This is a genomic window from Polynucleobacter sp. MWH-Adler-W8 (assembly GCF_001889925.1).
Classification (GTDB): domain Bacteria; phylum Pseudomonadota; class Gammaproteobacteria; order Burkholderiales; family Burkholderiaceae; genus Polynucleobacter.
On the sequence record NZ_LZFI01000001.1, the window covers coordinates 15,556 to 37,805 of the forward strand.

Sequence of the window (22,250 nt, forward strand, 5' to 3'; positions counted from 1 at the left end):
CTACTGTGTGTACGCTATACAAAATAGTTTTCACTGTGTCCATTTTGTCCCACTGTAAAAACCCTGCGTTTACTTAAACCACACCCTACAAGCACACAAATCTCACCAAAATATTGCTGTTAGCAGTTGTAGCACACCAAAATTCAGGTTGTCCTCGTGCTGTACTGACACTACGCTATAAAAATGCGTCGTCCGTTTACACAGTTAGTTAAAGCACAAAGTACAAGTAGCAACAGCCTCACCACCTTACAAAATGACAATATTGTTTACTTGCGCGACGGAGAGGTAGTGCTGTACAAGCGTGAAAACAGTAGCGTATGGCAGATGCGCTACAGGCTATATGACAAGGAGTGGCGCAGGGTAAGCACAAAGCATCACAACATAGACTACGCAATACGAACAGCAGGCGACATATATGACGAGGCGAGATTTAGAGAGCGTTTAGGGTTGTCGTTCACTCGTCGCAAGTTTGGTGCTATCGCTAAAGTTTGTTTACAAGATATAAGAACAGAAATAGACGCTGGCATAAAGCCAATGACTAACAGCGACTACACAAGAGCAATAAACAAATATCTTATTCCGTTTTTTGAAAACTACTATATAGAAAATATAGACGCAGAAGTAATGCGTCAATATGAAGTGTGGCGCAATGAACTAATGAAACGCATTCCATTAGCAAGCACATTAGCAACTCACGCCAGCGCATACAGACGAGTGATAGATACAGCAATACAGCGTGGATGGCTGAGTGAAAACTTACCCACAGCACAAATGAGTAGGCGCGGAGAAAAAGGCAAAGCACGACCAGGCTTCACAAGAGCAGAGATTGATTACTTATTAGATTTTTTAGATAGCTACAGTAAAGGTGGACATAGTGCTCGCGCAAAAGAAATGCGTCTGCTGAGTAGAGACTACATAGAGTTATTGATTGGTACAGGTATGCGCTGTGGCAAAGAGAGCTTACACATTAAATGGAAGCACATAGAATGGTACACAGACACTAATACAGACAAGCGTTATCTGCGTATATGGGTAAGTGGCAAGACAGGCTCACGCTTACTGATTGCTAAGCATATTGTGAGAGAAACATTAGAGAGGTTGATTAGTAGGGAGGATTTATTTAAGGGGAAGGATTTAGATGCAGTATTAGCAGAGAAACACGATATATATTTGTTTAAGTACAGCAACGGCGAACAGCCTAAAAGTTTTCATACAACATTTATATGGCTTATGAAGGCAAGTGGCTTATTAAAAGACACAGCTACAGGACAGAACAGAACGCTGTACTCATTGCGCCACACTTATGCTACATTGGCTTTAACTGATGGCGCTATGGATGTTCATACGCTTGCTAAACAAATGGGAACGAGTGTGGGCATGATTGAAAAACATTACAGCAAACTTACAGCAACGATGGCGGCAGATAGGCTGGCTTAAATCTATGCCAAAACTCAATGTCACACATTTAGTTGGACGCATACAAGAACGCATAGAGCAACTAGAGCGTGGTGATGCACTGGAAGCCAGAGATATAAATGCGTTGCTTAGTAAAGAGCAACAGCAAGTGTTAAAAGATGCGTGGACTAAACAACAAGCACTACGCAAAATACATAAGCCACCTAAATCAAATGAAGAAGCAAACAAGATTGGCTGGAAAACGATTAGAGAAGTGCGTTTAGAAATATATAAGCAAGCACTACAGGAAGCGCAAGATGGTGTAGGCGGTGGAATAGAAAAGCTATTGCACCAAAGCGAAGTAAAAGCGGCTCATGTGTTTATGGATGCGTTTAGTAAAGCAAAAGATGAAGATAAGAACGCATGGAGCGCAGGCAATATTGCACTACGCAGAAATGGATTTAACAGGATTGATGGGCAAAGCTATGGCTATAGCAACAGGCGTGATAGAGAAGTAAAAGAAATGGAAGATAGCTTGCGCGAAAGAATGGAAGACGATTTGAGCGCAGAAGAAAAGGAGCAGTTGGAGTTGAGTAGAGAGTATGACAAAGCAGTAGCAAAACGACGCAAATAGTGGGTTTATTAAAAAGCAGGCTTTTGCTACCTGTTAAAAACCCTGCGTTTTGTAAAACCTACCCTTTCTGCCCATTTCACCCTTATATCCATTAGCCCAAAAGCCCATAAACAGGCTGTTTATAGATAAAAAGGTTTTATATGTACAAAGCTACAAGAGAATTTATTAAAGCAAGGCAACCTCACACTAAGCTGGAACTTAAAGTTGTCAGCGTAAAACAATTAGGTGGCGGAATAGCTAACAACTGTAGTGATAACGCTATTGATAATGCTGAGAATATGGATGGGGTTAGAAGTGTTACAGGATGGTTAGTACATCCGTTTAATCCACTAACAAATACAACGGAAATAATTCAACACTGGTGGAATATAGATGAGAATAGAAATTACTTTGATACATCGCCTGATGCTTTAGGTGTGAAGTGTGACTATGTATTAGATTTTGATTTATATCGCTATGCTTATGACAACTATGATGACATTGAAAGCATTGTTGCTTGTTCTCTTGTGCTTAAGGACGGCGCTTATACAGCCGCCCTAGCTGATTTAAGCAATATACAAAATGTAAGATACAAACTGATTAACTCGCTAGACACGAAAACTCTATTCACAATGTTTTAGAGACTTACAAGCAATCATTTCAATTAGTTGTTTAGCCTTTAATGGCTTTCATTAATATGACAAAGCTAATACAAATATCAAAATCAATCTTTATGCTCAAAAAAGTAATAAGATTGATAAATGTTATCCAAATCAGATATACCCTTACCCAATCTTATAAAGCTACTAACCTCTTTTAATACTGAGGCAGGCTATCTAGTGCCGACGGAAACTGGAATGTCCAAGTCAATATTGGATGCACATGGCGCATTAAGGAGCTACCTAGCTCAAAATGGAGTACATGATTTTGATTTGCAAGGCAAAGGCACTGATGCAAAGGTAACAGAAGAAATCAATGTAATAACAGCCAGCGAAATAGTTATAACAACACTCTCTCTGTACAGGCCTGAAACAAAGCACGGAGATCCTCGTTTATGGGTTTACAAATTAAATCAATACGCTAATCCATATAACTTACTTGTGTTTATAAAGATTAATGAAAAGTTATTTTTATTTAATGCAAGTGATAAACAACTTATACAGAGTGATGAGGCGGGTAACTTACATTTAGCACCTGACACTCCTTTAGCAGAATTACTACAGGCTAAGAGTGAATTCTTGGATCCACATGCACAAGAGTTAATTAGCAAACTACAGGTTATTTCAAATATGGGGTTTGTAGAGTCATTACGCAACGGAGATACGGGTGTTGGAATGACACTAGAGACATTACTGGGCATACACGCAAACTCCAATAGAGCACCAGACTACAAAGGCATAGAGATTAAAACTAAGAGGGTACGAGGCACAAACAATAGAGCATCAAATAATGTCAGCCTTTTTTCTCAAATCCCAAATTGGAATCTAAGTAGCTGTAAGAATGGTATGGCCATACTTAATAAGTGTGGCTATGTTGATGCAACGACAAATAGACTTCAGCTGTATTGCACAGTAAGTAACTCTCCCAATCCACAGTTTTTACATTTACTTATAAATGAAAATGAAAATTTAGTAGAGTGCAATAAAACACAGAATGGAAAATCTGATCCTGTAGTTGTTTGGGACTTAATGAATTTGTCAGCACAACTAGAGGCAAAGCATAAGAAAACATTTTGGGTAAAAGCGAAGACTAAGAAAAATGAAAAAGATATTGAGTGCTTCCATTACATAGAGGTGGAGCAAACAGAAAATCCACTCACTGCAAACTTGCCAGCTCTAATAGAGATTGGTGCAATAACAATGGATTTCACTCTCTCTAAAAAGGCTACAGGGAATAGCACGAGGGATCATGGCTACCTATTTAGAATTAAACCAAGTAACTTTGATTTACTTTTTCCACCTAGTAAAATAATCAGCTTAACAAGTAACTAACTTTCGTTTGCTTTGTTAATTATTTTTGCAAAGTGTTCACCTACAGCCTTAGCTAAGAAAACAGGTACAGCGTTGCCTATCTGAGTGTACTTGGGCAACTCTCTTGCAAAATTACCTTCGCGTGGATTTCCTGCTCTACGAATACCGCCCGTAGTGCGCGAACCAGCAAAACGATAGTAGTCTGGAAATCCCTGCAATCTTGCCCACTCTCTTACAGTAAGAGTTCGTGGTTGTGAAAAATGAACATAGTCATCAGGCAATGATGTTGCAGTAATGGACGGTCCGCCTTCATCCCACTTTGCAGGTAACACTCTTTGTGCAAACTTTTTAGTTTGCATGCTCTCATGTATTTTCCCATCATGTGCATGCATGTACTTAAATTTAGCAAGAACATTAGGAGCATGCTTGCTGTACTCTTGCTCAGTTAATGATGCCCCCTTTGCAAGTACCTTACCATCTGTAGTTGTACGGAAATATTTTTGGATTTTAGTTTTAGCAGGTTTTACATACTTATCTGTAAATCCACCATTCACATAGTTGTCGTCTACAAGATCGCCCAGCAAGTTGTCTAAATCACATGCTTCATATGTGGGGGATGGCAAGAAGCCATTGGCTACACTGCCTTTAATAAGGGATTCAGATTTTTTATATACATCGTTTCTAATCCCTACTAATAAGACTCTTGGACGATTTTGTGACACGCCATAGTCCTTAGCGCGAACTAAGCTAAAGTTGACTTGGTAGTCTTTCAACTTCTTAAAAGTTGATTGCACATCATCCCAAATCTCTCCCTTAACACCATCTCCATTCCACTTTGCAGATAGCAACCCTTTTACATTTTCAAATAAAAATATTTTTGGTTTCAAAACACTAACAACATAAGCCATGTCTTCGTATAAATGGTTTGATGGTAGCTGTTCTTTATCCACAGAGTATGAGCGTCTGTGACCAATGCCAGAAAATCCCTGACATGGTGGACCGCCAACTAACAAATCTAAATCGCCATTTTTAATATTAATACCTAATTGATTCTTAAATTCTTTAATTGTATTTGTTAATAATTTTTTATTTAGGACTAAGTCTTTAATGTCATTGCAATGAAAAGCTATATCGCGCAGATATGGATATTCGTCTTCACGATTTAACAAATAGCTTTCAATAGCATCTTTGTTTAGCTCATTTACATATGCAGGGTGAAAGCCAGCCAGCTCAAGCCCAAAAGACAAGCCACCACAACCAGCAAAAAAGTCAGCCACATATAATTTTTTGTGTTTCATGTTATCTATTTTACAGTTTTCTATATAAATTAAACTAACTCCACTGCTTTGCGAAGCATATCGTCGTTAGCATCCACATAAATGGCTGTTGTAGATATAGACTTATGTCCCATTAAGCGCATAAGAACACGCAGACTTGTTCCATTGCTTGCTATGCCTGTAGCGTAAGTGCGCCTGCCACTATGGGATGAAGCACCACCAACTCCTGCTTTACGATATAACCAAAAGAACCACTGTGTTAATGTATTAGCAGAGAAGCCTTTTGATTTTTCTGTAGCAAACAAAGGTAGCGATGTTTCCTTAGGTGAGTAATGCTTTAAGTAAGTAGCTAACTCCGTTCGTAGCTTCTCATTTACAAATACAACCCTTCCTTTATTCCCCTTTGTTTGATTTGCGGATAAGCGTATTTCACTTTTAACTGTTCCATCTTCATTCCGTACATCACATATTCTTAGTGCGGCAATCTCCCCCACACGCATTCCACTCCAATAACTTGTAAGTAGCATTGCCCTATTTCTAGTGCTGTATTTCTGTTTAGTGCTTATGTAGCGCAATACCATATCAATTTCCGACTGATTTAATGTTTTTGCTTGTGCCATTTCCTGCCCCCATAAAAGAATTTGTTGTTATTAGTATGTTTTCTTATTAGCAAAATTCCTACCGAAAATTGATAGAAAAAGAGTTTCCAATAATCAATGACTTACAAAGTCAGAGTAGGCTGTTATAAGAATTTGTTAATTTTCTTATTACGCTGTAGTCAATAAGCCACAGTTAAAGCAAGCCCTACACGCTGTTATTTAAGCGATCTGTAGCTTGGGTATTCACTTAGACGAGATTGCGCTTTATGCGAATGATTTGATGTATTGCTTAGTTGTTTGTAATTAAGTTGGTTGTATATAAGCGAACGCAGTTCGCTTGTGTATCGCATTCGCTATCGCTTCTGCTCACACATTTCTTTCTTTTCATATATTGATTTGATAATTGTTATTAAGACTTTCGCTAGATTCAACCTACACTGAGCCTTAAGCAACAGGCTCAGTAGTAGTAAAAGATTCTTTCGCTGAGTTCTTTACTACACCACTATAGGCACAACCAAATTGGTAAGGGCGGTTTCGCTATCTCCTTTTATGTGCGGCTTAAAACGCAACAATGACAAAAGCAATAAGTGGCTACCTTTGTCTTGTTTGCAAGTTGCTGTGTAAGCAGAGCTTGCTCGTGACGCTCACAGCTATATTAGCTGTCGTCTTTGTGCTATTCATATACTTGATTCAATTAGTTAGCAAAGCTAATAGCGTCCTGTTAAGGATAGTGAATACAAGTCTCTGCTACCGCACAGAAATTCCATCCCTGCGACCCTTAGTCCAGTTTTAGGGTGACATAACAACTGAGTGTCACTGCTCATTATCGGTAGTAATTGTTGGCACATAGAACTTTCCTCTGTTCTATTTGCCACATTTATTTATACGAGTGATAAGAATAGAAATTAAAAACTGGCTTTTTATTTGGTGGTTTTAGGTTATTTTGGACAAATGTGTTTAATAGCACTAATTTTGGTTGTCCATTTATAGGCTGTGAAGCTAATGTTTATATAGGTTTATGGAAAAGCAGGGTTTTTTACTACTCATTTTGTAAAAATCCTGCATTTTATAAAACCCCTCTTTTACAAACATTAGGAGCAATAAATGAATACATTAGCAACACTAAAACTAACGGCAACTAAAAAGCCAACACAAGTACCAAGCGTAGTACAGCGCAGGACTAAGTTAGCAAAACGATTGTGGGAACAGATTGAGTTAGCTAAAGCAGAGCAAAATGGAACAAAGTTTTCCGTACCCAAGTTTCGTAGCTACACAGATAAAGAAAGTGGAGTACGCAAACAGATTGAAACAAACAAGCGATTAAAGAGTTGGGTGTTTGTTGGTGACAATGGAAAGTTAGCTATTGCTGTTAGATACGGCGCAAAAATATTGGAGTTAGCAAAAGGCAAGTACGCTATTGAGATAGCAAGTAGCAATGAAGTGGTGCCTACATTACAAATTATTAAAACAGCAGTGGAAGCTGGTGAGCTTGATATTGCTATTGAAAATGCCTCAGTAAAACTGCGTGAAGGATTTGCAAAATGAAGCAATACAATCTGTGGGTGCGCATCAATCAAACGCAAACAGCCAACACTATTGTTTATGCAGAGAATCCTTACACGGCAAAACAGTTAGGTGAGCATATGTATGGTGTGGGCAATGTATTGAACTATACGGAAGTATGAGTAGTGCTTTAGTGGGGGTTGGGTTAAATACTTGTATGCGCTTTTATGAATTTGCCCACACCCCCACCATAAAACCCATTAAGCCAATGAACCCTAAGCAGTACCGCCTGTATAGCCTTAAGCGCAATAAAGATAATGCTAAGCAGGCTTATAGGGCTGAAAAGGACAGGCAGACTCTAACTAACGCACAGCAACAGATTTATAAGAGTACTCACTAAAAATTGCCGCGCAGTTTTTAACGCCAGCTAAGAACCTAACCCCCACCAGTTTTAATCTACCCCCCTACTAACTGCTAAATGTTAAATGTGTGATTTGACGCAGAATCGTGGGGTTTTTGGTGGTTTTTATATGTATTTTTATTTTTATGATTGAGGGGATGAGAGGCTATGCAAAAATACTTTTTATAAGCAGTGGGTGGTTTAAGTAAACGCAGGGTTTTTGTTTTTACTTAAACACTTTTACAACACACCGCACAAAAAACAATCTTGTGCGTTGTCATCCACGCTTGCTACAAAATATTTTTACTGTGTAAGTTTTTTAGAGTCACTGTGTCACACAGCGTGTCACGCACCATTTTGCTATCGCCCTGCGAAGCATATAAACATTGGGCTTTTGACTACCGTAGGAGTATTTTCAATCCTCTGCTCTACCGACTGAGCTACCAGGCCAAGACTTCGAATTATAACGAATTGGCTTGGGGCGCCCTCAAATTTGCTTAGCCCCCTTGATTTCTGGGCTTAGCGGTATTTGCGCTAGTTGGGCGAGGGCCTAGCTTTCGCCCTTATTGCGCGATGTATCTATTCCCAAGGCTTTTAACTTGCGATACAAATGGGTTCGCTCTAGACCTGTGTACTCTGAAATCTTAGTCATGCTACCGCCCATGATTTGCATTTGATGCTCAAAATACGCCTTCTCAAATAAATCTCTAGCCTCCCTCAAAGGGAGATCAAAGTACGTTTTTGCAATTCCACTAATGTACTCACCCTCGGCAGGTGGGGCAACCAACTCGGTTGTTGCTTGCTTTGGTGCGATAACGGAGCTAGCACTCGACTGAACAGCTCTAACCTGTTCTGGCTCTACATATTTAGGAGAGCTCTCCAGCGCTTTGCTGACTGTCTTTAAAAGCTTTTGTAGGGCAATCGGTTTTTCTAGAAAATTGAGGGCGCCAATTCGAGTAGCTTCAACAGCGGTGTCAATAGTTGCATGTCCGGACATCATCACTACTGGCATCGTGAGCTGGCCAGTATTGGACCATTCTTTTAATAATGTAATGCCATCGGTATCAGGCATCCAAATATCTAACAAGACTAAGTCGGGGCGCATTTGTTCGCGAATAGTGCGCGCCTGAACAGCGCTTTCTGCAGCGTAAACAGTATGGCCTTCATCTGTGAGAATCTCATTGAGAAGCTCACGAATTCCCATCTCGTCATCAACAACCAAAATACTAGCCATGCTTATGCTGCCTCTTTTGCTAGATTCATAAACAATATTGACACTTTCGCACCAACCACTTCTTCACCCTGCGTACGGTTCCGAATTTCAATTTTGGCGGAGTGATCATCAATGATTTTCTTAACTACTGCCAAACCCAGACCTGTGCCTTTGCTCTTTGTTGTTACGTAAGGCTCGAAGGCTCTTGCCAATATCTTAGCTGGAAATCCAACCCCACTATCACTTATCGTTAATCGCACAGCATTTTGCGCTATGCCATTGTGTTCGCCATAAGGGACTAATTCTGTCTTAACCTCTACGAGACTGCTGGGGCGAGGCCCCTCAAGAGTGGCATCTTGAGCATTTTGTAACAAGTTATGGATTACCTGTCTTAGTTGTGTGGGATCCCCCATGATATCTGGGCAATGAGGATCTAACTGGGTACGAAGTGGGCTCCCCTCATAAAGTCCCAAAATTTCTGAGGTGAGTGTATTAATGGAGACTGGTTTGAGCTGTGGAGTTGGCGTCTTTGCAAAATCCCTAAAATCATTCACCATCTCTTTCATGGCCTGCACCTGGCCAATGATGGTTTCAGTACTACGATTAATCATCTCTTCTTGCTCTGGACTCAACTTGCCTGCAAGCTTATGCTGTAATCTTTCTGCAGAAAGCTGAATGGGCGTTAGAGGGTTTTTAATTTCGTGGGCAAGGCGTCTAGCAACCTCACTCCAAGCGATAGATCTCTGTGCGCTCACCACATCAGTGATGTCATCAAAAACAACCATGCGTAAATCGCCAGTCAGTTCTGTGCCACGCACGAACAGAGTCACGCCTAATTCATTTTCAAATTCATTAGTAGTGTGTAGTTGAATTTGTTTTTGCCACACAGGCGCATTAGTCTGTGCAGTCTTTTGCTCCGCCTCACCTTCGCCCAACACTGCGAGCTTCATGGTGGAAAAGCCCTCTTTAATAGCCCCCTCAAACTCCAATAGAGCCGGGCTACTGCCAAGGGGCTTTCCATCGAGCAGAGTCAGGTCCTGGCCAAAAATACGGTCTGCGCCTGCATTACTAGAAACAATGTTGTAGTTTTTATCAAAAATACATACGCCTGCAGTGAGACTCCCCAATACACGCTCTAAAAATGCTTTGGACTCCTGCAAAGAGGTGCGGGTGTCAGACAGCTGCCTAGTCATGACGTTAAATTGCCGCGTAAGCATGCCAAGCTCATCGCCAGTATCAAGTTCTGGTTTTGGTGACAAATCTCCCTGCGCAACCTCTTGGGTGCCTCTCAGAAGCATTAGGAGAGGGCGGGCAAGCTGCCTACCCAACATCAGAGCCAAAGTAATCGCCACGAAGACTGCAAAGAAAAGGGTGAGCGTTAATGTGCCTACAAACATCTTACGAAGGCCAGTACGTCCCAGCGCTTTTTCTTGATATTCACTATAAGCAGACTCCACAGCAAAAATATTTTTTGCTAACGGGGTTGGTATATAGCGCACTAATTGTAAAAAGTATTTGTCTTCGGCGTCCTTGCCAGAATCTAATTTGTTATGCGTAGATTTTTTTCTTACGATGGGAACGATTGCCCTGACTCGATAGCCGCGTTGACCACCTTCCACTTCAATTTGATCTAAAAAGGTCATGCCCTTCTTGCTAAATGCTTCTGCAACCACGTCGGCAGTAGGTGCAGGAAAATATTTTTTAGGTTTTAGTTCACTAGTGAAGATCAAATTGCGCTGCATATTGAAGAGGCTAACCTCCTGAATACCAAATTGATTGCGAATTTTCATCACCGCTGCAGCCACCTGCTCGGCAGGGGTGCCCGCTGGAATTTGGACGATCTGCTCGGCAATGAAATTTCCCTCACCCAAAATCTCCTCTTGGGCCACTCGCAAAGTTACGCGCCCCAACTCTAAACCCGAGTTCAGCGCTGTCTCCACCTTGACGTCAAACCAGGTCTCAATACTGCGCGATACAAACTGCAATGACACGCCATACAAAATTAAACCTGGAACAATTCCGACTAAAGCAAAAATCATGGCCAACTTTGCAATCAAACGCGTACCAAAGTGCCCTCGATACCATCGCACAGCGATAACGGCCACCAAAATCAAAATGACTAGGGTTAAGCAAATCCCAATTACTACATTGGCTGCATAGAGCCAAATGAAGTAATTATCAAAAAACTCTGTGTTAGATGAAGCAATCGCCAATAAAACTAAAAGCAATAAAGCAAAGACCCCGATCACACCAATCGTGATCGGAATTATTTTTTTACTCCAAGCCTTGGATGTAAAAAAGCCTGGGTCTAGCATGGCTGCTATCGATCTCATCGCTTAATTAAATTGGGGCCATTAGGAGAAAAAGGGAAGCGATACCAATCGCTTGATACATTCCATTCACGGTTATTGAGTGCGTTTACTTGGAATGGTTTTGGTAGCCTACTGAGATCCAAGCTCATACGCATACTTGCCGTATAAGATTTACCAGGATCTAGTTGAGCGCCTTCAATGACGCGCCATCCACCAATGCTACCCACCGCTTGCAATGCCTCAGACATAGTTGGGGCAGAAAAAGTGAAGCCCTCTGAAGCAATTCGGTATTGCTGCGTCAGCGGCTGATAAGAAAGGCGCGTCTGCCTTTGCGCAAGCACAGACTTTTCATCAAACCAATACCAACGCGATCGCATTAAATCAAACTCCGTTTGAAAATAGAGGACGACGCCTTTTTGTACTGCGTCTTCTAGTCCGGGAGATAACTCGATCTGAAAAGCTGCATTGAGAAGCCAGTCGTTATCCACCTTCTCCAACTCAAAGGATTTGATCTTGATTCCTTCGGCGCTAACGGTTGTTGAAAAAATACCCAACAACATCAAGAACAAAAAGAGGAATTGTTTAATTCTTCGGCTCATGGCCCATTTTTCTTAAACAAAGCATAGTAAAAACCGTCATTTAGCTCACCAGGCAAAATCTGGCCTGGAGCAGCTAATCGTACCGCATTGGAGTGCTGCTCAGCAAACCAAACAGTCTGCTCCTCGCCCTCCTTAGGGAATATCGAGCAAGTGACGTACAAAAGAGTGCCTCCCGCTTTGAGCATCTTCCACGCTTGATTCAGAATTGCACGCTGCCTTTCTTGGAGAGCCCAGATATCTGCTTCGCGCCTTAAAAATGGAATATCAGGATGTCGCGACACTATTCCAGAAGCTGAGCAGGGGGCATCAAGCAGAATCTTGTCAAAAAGAACACCATCCCACCAAGCCGCCTTGGAAGCATCGCCGCGTAACACGCGGACTTTGTCAGATTGCAAACGAAGGCGGTCTAGGTTGCCGCCAATTTTTCCAATGCGCTCGCCATCCAACTCCAGAGCCCGCATCGAACAATCTGCAAGCTCCAATAGATGCGCCGTTTTTCCACCGGGAGCTGCGCAGGCGTCCAACACCAACTCTCCGGTCTGGGGATTTAATAAGATCGCGGCCAGTTGTGCGCCCGCATCTTGCACAGACACAGCGCCAGTATAAAAACCTGGCAAGTCCGATACGGGAACCGCTTCAGGCAACAAGAGAGCGGAAGGCAACTGAACACCAACCAATTCATCTATTGGCTTTGATGAAATTCCGGCCTCAGATAATAAGGATTGATATTGCTCACGCGTATATTGCCTTTGGTTTACTCGCAAAATTAATGGCGCACGCTTGGCTTGTTGAAACAAAATGGATTGCCATGCTTTGGAGTAATTGCGCTTGAGGTTTGCTCGCCACCAAGCAGGGACATACATTGGAATTGGATCAGGCGGAAAATGCTTTTCGTCCGCTGGCGGTTGCACTACAAGGCTGACCTTGCGTAATACCGCATTCACCAAACCTTTGGCATACATGGTTTCGTCATATTCGCCACAGGCTTTCACTGCCTGATCCACAATCGTGTGGGCTGGATAGCCCTTGCTCTCGGCTGGATCTTGTAAAAATAAAGCAATCGCGACGCTGAGCAAATGATCCACTTCAGGAGGCGGAGTCTTTGGAATAAATTGCTTAATGAATTCATGAGAACGCACCCATTTACGAAGTGCATCAAAACTCAGGCTCTGCACGATCGGGCGCTCATAGGCCTCTAGCTCATCCAGAACTTCTGTAAGCGATCTTCCGCTGATGACCTCGCTTACCGCTTGTGCGGCAATCGTGATTGCTTCAGAGAGCGGGAGACTGCGTGGTATTTTTTGATCAGTCAAATTAATTTGCTCCGGGATATACCCCGTTTTTAGCCATACTCATTAAACGTGCCACCCGCTCCTCAGTTGGTGGGTGGGTTGAAAATAGTTGCGCAAGACCGCCGGCACTCAAGGGATTGAGAATCATCATCTGCGCTGTTTCAGGATGTTGTTCAACCGCTTGAAACGGGATGCCTTGTGCATAGTTATGAATTTTTTCTAATGCCTGCGCTAGCGCCTCAGGATCAGCGCTTATTTCTGCACCACTGCGATCTGCCTCGTATTCTCTTGCGCGAGAAATGCTCATTTGAATCAAGCTTGCTGCGATCGGGGCCAAAATTGCCACCATCAAGCTGGCTATTGGATTGTTGGGCCTGCCCTCAGAACCGCGCCCACCAAAGAACATGGCAAAGTTAGCTAATGCTGAAATGGCTCCCGCCATAGTGGCAGCGATAGTCGAAATCAAAATATCACGATGGCGAACGTGGGCAAGCTCATGCGCCATCACACCCCGTAGTTCGCGATTTGAGAGAATTTTCAGAATGCCCGTTGTTGCGGCAACCGAAGCATTGTCTGGATTACGCCCTGTTGCGAAAGCATTAGGAGCGTCTTCATTAATTAAAAATACTTTAGGCATCGGCAAGCCGGCCTTCTCCGACAACTCTTTAACGAGTCCGTAAAACTGGGGGGCAGATCTTTCATCAACCTGCTGTGCATTGGTCATCTTCAACACCATGGTGTCGGAAAACCAATAGCTAAAAAAATTCATTCCAACTGCCAGCAGCAAGGCCATCAACATGCCCTGTTGACCACCCAACATACCGCCAACCACAATAAAGAGTGCAGTAATTGCTGCCATCAAAACAGCAGTCTTTGCAAAATTAAACATTTCTACTCCTTTGTTTGAAAGCGCAACAATTTTTCACCAGCACCAATCGGCTGCAAGCACGTTTTGGCATCTATTTTTTTACCGCCCGGTTTTTGCATCTCTAAGACCTCAAGCACCCCTTCACCACACTGTATAAATGCACCCTTATTACCAAACCCAAGGACCTCGCCTACAGTACCGGTGGCGCTGACAGCTTTAGGGTCTGCAAGTCTTGAATTCCAAAACTTTACGGCTAGCCCATTGAGGTTGCTGCTTGCCCCCGGGAAGGGATTAAAGGCCCGAATACGTTGATCGATTTCTTTGGCGCTGAGAACCCAATCGATCTCCGCCTCACTCTTCAATATTTTTTCAGCGTAAGTAATGCCATCTTTTTCTTGAGGTACTCGAGATAAATCCTTACCTTGCTCTAGAGTATTTAAAACATCCACTATCAATTTTGCGCCAAGCTCTGCTAAGCGATCATGCAAGCTTGAGCTCGTTTCATCGCGAGCAATTTCAATATCAGCGACTAAAACAGTATCCCCGGTATCTAAGCCAGCATCCATTTGCATAATGCAAACGCCCGTTTTGGCATCGCCTGATTCAATTGCTCGCTGAATTGGCGCTGCACCACGCCAACGGGGCAACAGAGAAGCGTGAATATTAAAGCTGCCATATCTTCCTGCTCTCTCGCTAATATCCAAGATCTCTTGGGGCAAGATCAAGCCATAGGCCACGACCACCATGGCGTCAAAGTCTATTGTGGATAAGCGCTCATTGGCCGCCACCGCTTGCGCCTGCTTTTGCGGATCGGAACTAGTGAGCCGCAATGTCTCTGGTTGGAGCACGGGAATATTTTTCTGCAAAGCAAACTCTTTAACTGGGCTTGCCTGAAGGTGCATGCCCCTGCCGGCACGACGATCGGGCTGCGTTAAAGCCAAAACAATTTCATGGCCAGCATCGTAAATTGCACGCATCGCTTGCGCAGCAAACTCAGGAGTTCCAGCAAAGACGATTTTCATTCGGGCGCTTAGCGCTGACCTACTAATTCTTTTGCGCGCTTCTTCATTTTTTGTGAGATACGAGTTCTTTTAAGTATGGATAAATACTCAACAAAAACTTTTCCTTGTAAATGGTCTAACTCGTGCTGCAAACAAACTGCTAATAAACCATCAGCTTCTATTTCGAATTCTTTACCGTCAATATCCACAGCTTTCACTCGAATCTCGGATGGTCTTTCAACCTCGTCATAAAACTCGGGCACAGATAAGCAGCCTTCGCGCCAAGATTTTGTTTCAGAGCTTGCCCAAACAATTTCTGGATTGATAAAAACCATCAATTCGTTTTGTTCATCAGACACGTCAATCACCACGATGCGCTCATGAATATCTACCTGCGTAGCAGCTAAGCCAACACCGGGAGCTTCATACATAGTGTCTGCCATATCGGCGACAATTTTTTTAATGCGAGCGTCCACTTGCTCCACTGGTTTAGCAACCTTGTGCAAGCGCGGGTCTGGGTAACAAAGGACGGATAACAAAGCCATATAGGAATTATCCAACAGAGCTATCAGTCTGTCCTGATTGCCGCAATTCCCCCAAAGAACAAAATTGATTGATGCAAACATCGCCAGTGCCTAATGCCGTTCTCCAAATCGATCGTCAGAGCCATCATTACCCAAGTCGCCTCCATGATTTATATGATCCCCCAGAGTGCCTTTATATATATGGGGACATTCATCTTCTAAAGAGACCAATGGTGGCAATAGTGGGCTCAAGAAACGCCAGCCCTGCAGGCTTAAAAAATGCCCACCTGTTTGCTCAAGCACTATCTAAAGCAGGGGCCTTGATCGTTTCTGGCCTAGCAAGTGGGGTCGACAGTGCCGCACATCAGGCCACTCTTGAGCTTGGGCCCAATCACTCCACTGCGGCAATATTAGGAACCGGCATAGATGTCGTCTACCCCCGGCAAAATATCGAGCTATCTCGGGCCATCAGCGAGCAGGGAGTATTGGTGTCTGAGCTCCCTCTGGGGTCAGGGCCTAAGGCATGGCACTTTCCTAGAAGAAATCGCATTATTGCCGCTTTAGCGCTTGGTGTCGTTGTTATAGAGGCGGCGGAAAAGTCGGGCTCCCTCATCACTGCTCGCCTGGCCGCAGAGCTTGGAAGAGAGGTTTTTGCCCTCCCTGGGCCCATCCACAACGCAAATTCTACCGGTTGCCATCTACTCATTCAGCAAGGTGCAAAACTAGTCTTTAGGCCGGATGATGTTCTTGAAGAGCTTTGTTTTTAAGCAAAAATGCCATTTAAATAGCCTAAAGAGGGGTTTTTATCTGAAAATCGGAAGTGTCGACACGCCCAAAACTGGCCAAAAATAGCGGTTTTTGGACTTTTCCCAATTTATCGGTTAATAATAAAAAAGGGGTATTCAATTGGCTAAGTCCGATTTTGGGTTAAATTGGCCATCCGTTTTACCCAAAAAACATCATTTCTAGCTCAAATTTAGGCATAACGCGTGGCAACTAAAGCAACTACCAAAAAAAGCAGCCCAAAGGCTAGCGCCGGAGATCATCCTAAGGCGCTCATCATTGCAGAGAAGCCTTCTGTTGCCAATGACATTGCTAAGGCCTTGGGCGGCTTTACAAAGTATGAGGATTATTTTGAGAGCGATGAATTCCTAATCTCTTCCGCGGTTGGCCATTTATTAGAAATTGCAGCCCCCGAAGAATTTGACGTAAAACGTGGCAAATGGTCATTTGCCAACTTACCGGTGGTGCCGCCATACTTTGATTTACGTCCGATTGTAAAAACTGAGTCGCGCCTCAAGGTTTTACAAAAGCTCATTAAGCGCAAAGATGTTACTGCGCTCATTAATGCTTGTGACGCTGGGCGTGAAGGTGAATTAATTTTTCGCCTAATTGCGCAACACGCAAAAGCATCGCAATCTATTCAGCGCTTATGGTTGCAATCGATGACTCCAGCCGCCATTCGCGAAGGTTTTACCAATTTACGCAGCGATGAAGATATGAAGCCTCTTGCTGATGCGGCTCGTTGTCGCTCAGAGGCAGACTGGCTCGTCGGCATTAATGGCACGCGCGCAATGACCGCCTTTAATAGCAAGAGCGGCGGCTTCTTCTTAACGACTGTAGGTCGTGTGCAGACTCCAACGCTTTCTATTGTGGTGGAGCGCGAAGAGCTCATTCGCAAGTTCATCTCTAAAGATTACTGGGAAGTGAAGGCTGAATTTATCGCTGCTGCTGGCGTGTATGAAGGCCGCTGGTTTGACCCTAAATTCAAAAAGGATGCTGCCGAGCCCGACGCACGCGAGAACCGCCTATGGAGTGAGGCTGCAGCTCAAAGTATTGTGGCTGCATGCCGCGGCAAAAAAGCAAATGTGACGGAAGAAGCCAAGCCTGCTACACAGCTTGCTCCTCAGCTATTTGATTTAACTAGCTTGCAACGTGAAGCAAACGCGCGTTTTGGATTCTCTGCAAAAAATACATTAGGTCTTGCACAGGCTTTGTATGAGCGCCACAAAGTATTAACCTATCCACGTACCGACGCAAAAGCGCTTCCTGAAGACTACCTCGATACCGTTAAACAAACCATGGAGAACCTTGCTGAGCATTCGCAAGACTATCGTGCTTTTGCTAAACAAATTTTGAAGGGTGACCCAAAGGATCCTAAGTCCAAAGCCGGCTATGGTTGGGTAAAGCCAAACAAACGAATTTTTGATAACTCTAAAATTTCTGATCACTTTGCAATCATCCCAACATTAGAAACACCTAAAACTTTAAGCGAGCCCGAAGCCAAGCTCTACGACTTGGTTGTGCGCCGCTTCTTAGCCGTGTTTTATCCTGCCGCAGAGTTCCGCGTGACCACACGTATTTCCGAGGCGTCCGGACACCACTTTAAAACCGAAGGTCGTGTGCTTGTAAACCCTGGTTGGCTAACGGTTTATGGCAAATCCAATCAAGCAGACGATGAACTAGTCCCCGTCCAAGAAGGTGAGTCAGTACAAACCGAATCTATTGCAGCGGTGCCATTGAAAACCAAGCCGCCAGCACGCTATACAGAAGCAACCTTACTTTCTGCAATGGAAAGTGCGGGTAAGTGGGTTGATGATGAAGACATGCGCGAAGCGATGGCTGAAAAGGGATTGGGTACACCAGCAACTCGGGCTGCCATCATCGAAGGCCTGCTCGCTGAAAAATACATGGTGCGCGAAGCTCGTGAGCTGATTCCAACTGCAAAAGCATTCCAATTGATGACCTTGTTGCGCGGCTTAGATGTTGAAGAGTTAACCCGCCCCGATCTCACTGGTAGCTGGGAGAACAAACTTTCTCTCATCGAGCAGGGCAAGATGAATCGCGATACTTTCATGCAAGAGATCGCACAAATGACTCAGCGTATCGTCAAGCGTGCCAAAGAATATGACAGCGATACCATTCCGGGTGACTATGCCACCATGACCACGCCGTGCCCACACTGTAAGGGTCCGGTAAAAGAAAACTATCGTCGTTTTGCCTGTGAAAAGTGCGGCTTTACGATCAGCAAAACGCCTGGTGGACGCGCATTTGAATATCCAGAAGTTGAAGAGTTGTTGCGTGAAAAAACCATTGGACCGCTGCAAGGCTTCCGCAGCAAAATGGGGCGCCCATTTGCAGCCATTATTAAATTAAGCGAAATTCCGGAGGATGACAAAGATTATCCAAATGCGGGCTTCAAACTTGAGTTTGATTTTGGCAACACGCAAGATGATGAGGCTGAAGCCGTCGATTTCACGGGCCGTCTGGCGCTAGGCGTTTGTCCAAAATGTTCAGGCGCAGTATATGAAGATGGCATGCGTTACGTTTGCGAAAACAATACTGGCCCCAATAAATCATGTGATTTCAAAACCGGAAAAGTAGTGCTGCAACAAGAGGTCTCACCAGAACAGGTTCAGAAATTGCTGAAAGAGGGCAAAACAGATCTTTTAACCAACTTTAAGTCGAACCGCACTGGGCGTGGCTTTAAGGCCTATTTAGCCTTGGATTCCGCGGGCAAAATTGGTTTTGAATTTGAGGCTAAAGCGCCTAAGGCCGAAGGCGCCGCTCCCGCAAAGAAACGAGCGGGCGCAAGTGCAGCGACTAAGTCTGCAGCAAAACCTAAGCGCGCAAGCAAAGCAAAGTCATCCTCTAGCAGTTGAGCTGTAATCAGCTTAGCCGCTAGAGCGGACCACAAAATTCCTCTCGACCCCAAGGCAGTAGCTAAAAATATTCCTGGGCGCTGAGCAAGTGCGCCGATGATTGGTAAACGATCGCCGGCGACACAACGAATTCCCACAAACTCTCCAGACTTCATTAATGAAGAAAGATTGCCTTCTTCGTAATCTACTAAGCGCTTAGCTTGCTCACGATTAAAGTCATCACTCATTTCTCTTGGTGAAAGATCATCCTCACCCTCATCAAAACTAGAGCCAACAATCCATTGATAGCTACCATCATCAAGTTGCTTGGCTGGCAAACAATATCCATCTCCAGAGATGCCAACCTGGGGTAGTTTTTTGATCCAAGGGTCATCTTTCCGAACCGTGAAAATGCTCAACTGACCGCGCACAGGCCTTAAGGGCAAACGAATACCGATACTATTCATAAGATCTTTTGCTTCAAGGGCGCAGGCTACTACAACTTGATTTGCAGTCACAATCAGCTTGTTTGAGGCATCAAATAAATGCCACTGATTGCCAAGCTTTTCTAAGCGCGCGATGCGCGTATTCCACATACAAGTTAATCGCTGATGTTCTTGTAATAACTCTTTGCTTGTTTCATGCAAATTTAAGCCAGCGCCGCGCGGTAACCAAACACCGCTTTGTTCAATTCCACAAAACTGTTTAGCCTCATGAGCATCCATGGCAATGGCTATATTTTCATCAAGATCCAATGAGCGCAGATGCTCTTTTGTTGCAGTGCGATCAAAGGTTTTATCTTTTTTAGTCGGCTGAAATATCCCATGTTGCCGCCACACATTTTTCCAGCGCGCCTCGGCCAGCAGAAATGCAAGGTGCGTTAGACGCAATAAACGGGGGGCGCCTTTGCCAATATGCGGATGTGCAATGGCATAAGCATGGCTTGAACAGGCGGCGGCTGGGGAGGGAGCGGTGTCAATAATACAAACAGCTTTGCCACGCTCAAGCAACTCATTTGCAATGGTTGCCCCACAAATGCCTGCCCCAATCACCACTATTTCATGGTGTTGGGGTTTGGTCATTTAAATAAATCTAAGATTAGTAGGTGCTACTAAAAACTTAAGCGTTTAAGCGTTTTTCAATCTTGGTACGCATCTCTGCTAATTCCTTAGGCAGACGATCGCCAAGATGCTCAAACAACTCTGTATGCAGCTTAAGTTCATTTTTCCAGTCATCTACCTTGGCGGTAATGACCTTTTCAAACTTCTCAAGAGAAAAGTCTAAACCCTTCCAATTTATATCGCCGTGCTCTGGAGAAATACCAAATACGGTTTCAACCCCTTTTGCAGTGCCCTCTGCGCGGCCCAAGATCCACGCCAGAACGCGCATATTTTCACCATAGCCAGGCCAAACAAACTTGCCGTCATCGCCTTTGCGGAACCAGTTCACGCAATAGATCTTGGGCAATACAGCGCCTTCAGCTTCAAGCTTCTTACCGATATTGAGCCAATGCTGGAAGTAGTCACTCATGTTGTAGCCAGCAAAAGCAATCATTGCGAATGGGTCTCGACGAACAACGCCAACCTGACCCGTAATGGCAGCAGTGGTCTCTGAGCCCATTGTTGCGGCCATATAAACGCCCTCTACCCAGTCGCGCGCTTCACTAACGAGAGGCACAGTAGTTGAACGGCGACCGCCGAACAAGAACGCATCAATCGGAACGCCTTCTGGATCATCCCACTTAGAATCAACGGCAGGATTGTTTGTGGCTGCCATTGTGAAGCGAGAGTTTGCATGAGCGGCTTTACGGCCAGCAGCACCATCAGCCGGAGTCCAATCCTTACCTTGCCAGTCAATCAAATGTGCGGGCGGTGTTTCTGTTAATCCTTCCCACCAAACATCACCATCATCAGTTAAACCAACGTTTGTAAAGATTACATCTTCGTTTAATGAATCGATGCAATTTGGATTTGTTTGACGATTTGTTCCCGGAGCGACGCCAAAATAACCAGACTCGGGGTTGATCGCAAATAAACGGGTTTTGCCTGTGACGGGATCTTTGCGTGGTTTGATCCATGCAATGTCGTCACCAATCGTTGTTACCTTCCAACCATCAAATCCTGCTGGCGGAATCATCATTGAGAAATTGGTTTTGCCACATGCAGATGGGAATGCTGCTGCTACGTGATATTTTTTTCCTTCGGGCGAAGTAACGCCCAAAATCAACATATGCTCAGCAAGCCATCCTTGCTCGCGCCCCATGTTAGAAGCAATGCGTAAGGCAAAGCATTTTTTACCCAACAATGCATTGCCGCCGTAACCTGAACCAAAAGACCAGATTTCGCGGGTTTCTGGATAGTGAACGATATATTTAGTTTTGTTGTTTGGCCAAGCCATGTCCTTTTCGCCCGGGCTCAATGGCTTGCCAACTGTATGGATACAAGGAACAAACTCGCCGTCGGCACCAAGCTGATCAATTACCGCTTTACCCATGCGAGTCATCAACTTCATGTTGATCGCAACATAAGGGCTGTCAGACAACTCAACGCCAATGTGTGCAATTGGTGAGCCAATTGGGCCCATTGAAAATGGCACAACGTACATTGTTCTTCCGCGCATGGAGCCATCGAACAATGGGTGCAATGTTGCACGCATTTCTGCTGGGTTTACCCAGTTGTTAGTTGGGCCTGCATCCTCTTGTTTAGCCGAACAAATGTAGGTGCGGTCCTCAACACGCGCAACGTCATCCGGGTCAGATAAGGCTAAAAATGAATTTTTACGCTTGGCTGGATTGAGGCGCTTGAAAACGCCCGCCTTTACCAACAATTCACATAACTCGTCATACTCTGCCTGCGATCCATCGCACCAACGAATAGCATCAGGCTTGGTAAGAGCAGCCACCTCGCCAACCCACTCAACTAAACGCTTGTTTTTTACGTAAGCTGGCGCATTTACATTAATCTGGCCGCTGGTAGTTGAAGTCATATGTTTCCTTATGAAAAATTGAATTTTTAATCCAACAATTTTATCATTTTGGGTAAAT

Annotated in this window: 18 protein-coding genes and 1 pseudogene; 8 read left to right on the top strand and 11 right to left on the bottom strand. The window is 44.1% G+C overall.

Annotation, left to right across the window (positions count from 1 at the left end; genetic code table 11):
- Window positions 1–183 precede the first annotated feature (183 nt).
- From AOC28_RS00085 to AOC28_RS00100, 4 genes are all read left to right on the top strand, one after another.
- A complete protein-coding gene (locus AOC28_RS00085) occupies window positions 184–1,437 on the top strand; it encodes a tyrosine-type recombinase/integrase (RefSeq protein ID WP_072582013.1) in 1,254 nt (417 codons plus the stop codon).
- Window positions 1,438–1,441: 4 nt separating this feature from the next.
- The gene (locus AOC28_RS00090; protein ID WP_072582014.1) at window positions 1,442–2,029 is read left to right on the top strand and encodes a hypothetical protein; all 588 of its coding nucleotides are present in this window, start codon (window positions 1,442–1,444) and stop codon (window positions 2,027–2,029) included.
- 140 nt (window positions 2,030–2,169) lie between these two features.
- Complete coding sequence (locus AOC28_RS00095; protein ID WP_072582015.1) at window positions 2,170–2,649, top strand: hypothetical protein; 480 nt, start codon at window positions 2,170–2,172, stop codon at window positions 2,647–2,649.
- Window positions 2,650–2,769: 120 nt separating this feature from the next.
- A complete protein-coding gene (locus tag AOC28_RS00100; protein ID WP_072582016.1) occupies window positions 2,770–3,999 on the top strand; it encodes an MvaI/BcnI family restriction endonuclease in 1,230 nt (409 codons plus the stop codon).
- On the opposite strand, the gene AOC28_RS00105 is transcribed toward AOC28_RS00100, so the two are convergent.
- Together AOC28_RS00105 and AOC28_RS00110 are read right to left on the bottom strand one after the other, a co-directional pair.
- Window positions 3,996–5,276: a DNA cytosine methyltransferase gene (locus AOC28_RS00105; RefSeq protein ID WP_072582017.1), complete on the bottom strand. Its 1,281-nt coding sequence runs from the start codon at window positions 5,274–5,276 to the stop codon at window positions 3,996–3,998. The two genes, AOC28_RS00100 and AOC28_RS00105, sit on opposite strands and share 4 nt — an antisense overlap.
- 29 nt (window positions 5,277–5,305) lie before the next feature.
- A complete protein-coding gene (locus tag AOC28_RS00110; protein ID WP_072582018.1) occupies window positions 5,306–5,875 on the bottom strand; it encodes a site-specific integrase in 570 nt (189 codons plus the stop codon).
- A 1,083-nt stretch (window positions 5,876–6,958) separates the two neighbouring features.
- On the opposite strand from AOC28_RS00110, the gene AOC28_RS00115 reads away from it, so the two are divergent.
- Together AOC28_RS00115 and AOC28_RS11350 are read left to right on the top strand one after the other, a co-directional pair.
- Window positions 6,959–7,399, top strand: a complete 441-nt coding sequence (locus AOC28_RS00115; protein ID WP_072582019.1) for a DUF6641 family protein — start codon at window positions 6,959–6,961, stop codon at window positions 7,397–7,399.
- Complete coding sequence (locus AOC28_RS11350; protein ID WP_158009027.1) at window positions 7,396–7,539, top strand: hypothetical protein; 144 nt, start codon at window positions 7,396–7,398, stop codon at window positions 7,537–7,539. Before AOC28_RS00115 ends, AOC28_RS11350 begins: the two co-directional genes overlap by 4 nt.
- Before the next feature lie 768 nt (window positions 7,540–8,307).
- Here AOC28_RS11350 and AOC28_RS00125 read toward each other — a convergent pair.
- Genes AOC28_RS00125 through def form a run of 7 tightly spaced genes read right to left on the bottom strand, consistent with a single transcriptional unit; the run spans window position 8,308 to window position 15,587 of the window.
- Window positions 8,308–8,991, bottom strand: coding sequence for a response regulator (locus tag AOC28_RS00125; protein WP_072582021.1), 684 nt, complete (start codon window positions 8,989–8,991; stop codon window positions 8,308–8,310).
- 2 nt (window positions 8,992–8,993) lie between these two features.
- The gene (locus AOC28_RS00130) at window positions 8,994–11,303 is read right to left on the bottom strand and encodes an ATP-binding protein (protein WP_072582022.1); all 2,310 of its coding nucleotides are present in this window, start codon (window positions 11,301–11,303) and stop codon (window positions 8,994–8,996) included.
- Window positions 11,300–11,881, bottom strand: coding sequence for a DUF4390 domain-containing protein (locus tag AOC28_RS00135; protein WP_072582023.1), 582 nt, complete (start codon window positions 11,879–11,881; stop codon window positions 11,300–11,302). Before AOC28_RS00135 ends, AOC28_RS00130 begins: the two co-directional genes overlap by 4 nt.
- Entirely contained in the window at window positions 11,878–13,194 is a 1,317-nt protein-coding gene (gene rsmB / locus AOC28_RS00140; RefSeq protein WP_072582024.1) for a 16S rRNA (cytosine(967)-C(5))-methyltransferase RsmB, read from the bottom strand. Before rsmB ends, AOC28_RS00135 begins: the two co-directional genes overlap by 4 nt.
- Before the next feature lies 1 nt (window position 13,195).
- Window positions 13,196–14,062, bottom strand: coding sequence for a zinc metalloprotease HtpX (gene htpX / locus AOC28_RS00145; protein ID WP_072582025.1), 867 nt, complete (start codon window positions 14,060–14,062; stop codon window positions 13,196–13,198).
- Window positions 14,063–14,064: 2 nt separating this feature from the next.
- The gene (gene fmt, locus AOC28_RS00150; protein WP_072582026.1) at window positions 14,065–15,063 is read right to left on the bottom strand and encodes a methionyl-tRNA formyltransferase; all 999 of its coding nucleotides are present in this window, start codon (window positions 15,061–15,063) and stop codon (window positions 14,065–14,067) included.
- Between the two features lie 8 nt (window positions 15,064–15,071).
- Window positions 15,072–15,587, bottom strand: coding sequence for a peptide deformylase (gene def / locus AOC28_RS00155; protein WP_072582117.1), 516 nt, complete (start codon window positions 15,585–15,587; stop codon window positions 15,072–15,074).
- A 71-nt stretch (window positions 15,588–15,658) separates the two neighbouring features.
- On the opposite strand from def, the gene dprA reads away from it, so the two are divergent.
- Together dprA and AOC28_RS00165 are read left to right on the top strand one after the other, a co-directional pair.
- Window positions 15,659–16,333 (top strand): DNA-processing protein DprA, encoded by a 675-nt coding sequence (dprA, locus tag AOC28_RS00160; RefSeq protein ID WP_072582027.1) that lies wholly within the window; start codon window positions 15,659–15,661, stop codon window positions 16,331–16,333.
- 222 nt (window positions 16,334–16,555) lie between these two features.
- Window positions 16,556–19,228, top strand: coding sequence for a DNA topoisomerase III (locus AOC28_RS00165; RefSeq protein ID WP_072582028.1), 2,673 nt, complete (start codon window positions 16,556–16,558; stop codon window positions 19,226–19,228).
- Between the two features lie 59 nt (window positions 19,229–19,287).
- Here the strand turns inward: AOC28_RS00165 and mnmC are convergent.
- Both mnmC and AOC28_RS00175 read right to left on the bottom strand, forming a co-directional pair.
- A pseudogene (gene mnmC, locus AOC28_RS11475) lies at window positions 19,288–20,289 on the bottom strand (FAD-dependent 5-carboxymethylaminomethyl-2-thiouridine(34) oxidoreductase MnmC); the annotation flags it as partial.
- 37 nt (window positions 20,290–20,326) lie between these two features.
- A complete protein-coding gene (locus tag AOC28_RS00175) occupies window positions 20,327–22,192 on the bottom strand; it encodes a phosphoenolpyruvate carboxykinase (GTP) (RefSeq protein WP_072582030.1) in 1,866 nt (621 codons plus the stop codon).
- Window positions 22,193–22,250 lie beyond the last annotated feature (58 nt).